Origin of the sequence: Jatrophihabitans lederbergiae, assembly GCF_031845305.1 — a bacterium.
Taxonomy (GTDB): Bacteria; Actinomycetota; Actinomycetes; order Mycobacteriales; family Jatrophihabitantaceae; genus Jatrophihabitans_A; species Jatrophihabitans_A lederbergiae.
On the sequence record NZ_JAVREH010000199.1, the window covers coordinates 1 to 815 of the forward strand.

Here is an 815-nt window from a genome sequence, read left to right on the forward strand (position 1 = left end):
GGGACCTGACCCCGAGTAGTGGACACGCTCAATCCCTGCTTCGGTGGGGTGGAAGCGAGATGATCCACTCATGGCGAGGAAGAACTACTCCGAGGAGTTTCGCCGCGACGCTGTCGAGTTGTATCGGGTGACCGAGGGGGCGACGATCACGCGGATCGCCGCTGATCTGGGGATCACCGACGCCACGTTGTCGGCCTGGATCAAGGCTGCTGGCGTGCCGGTACGACACGGCCGGGCGGGTGCTGCGACGACTCCGGTTTCGAGCGAGGACGAAGTCGCGAGGCTGCGGGCCCGCGTGGCGCAGTTGGAGGCCGACGCGCGCACGCTGGCCACCGAGAAGGACATCCTGCGCGCGGCGGCGAAGTATTTCGCCGGGGAGACGAACTGGTGAGCCGCTTCCAGTTCGTTGCCGACCACCGAGACACCTTCGAGGTGAAGTGGCTATGCACGATCGTGGAAGTGTCGCGCTCGTCGTTCTACGCCTGGCTCGAGGGCGCCGATGCCCGCGCCGAGCGTGCGGGCACCGATGAGGCGCTGGCCGAACGGATCCGGGCCGTGCACGACGCCGATCGGACTTATGGTGCTCCGCGGATCACCGCCGAACTCAACGACGCCACGATCATCGGCGACAACGGCCGGGTCAATCACAAGCGGGTCGCGCGGGTGATGCGCGAGCGTGGCATCGCCGGGCTCAGGTTGCGGCGCAAGGTCCACACCACGATCCCCGAACCGGCCGACACCCCGGTGCCGGATCTGGTCAAGCGCGACTTCACCGCGCCGGCCCCCAACGTCAAGTACGTCGGGGACATCACCTA

Annotated in this window: 1 pseudogene; it reads left to right on the forward strand. The window is 67.2% G+C overall.

Annotated elements, in window-relative coordinates:
• Positions 1-70: 70 nt before the first annotated feature.
• Positions 71-815: pseudogene (locus RM423_RS24965) on the forward strand (IS3 family transposase); the annotation flags it as partial.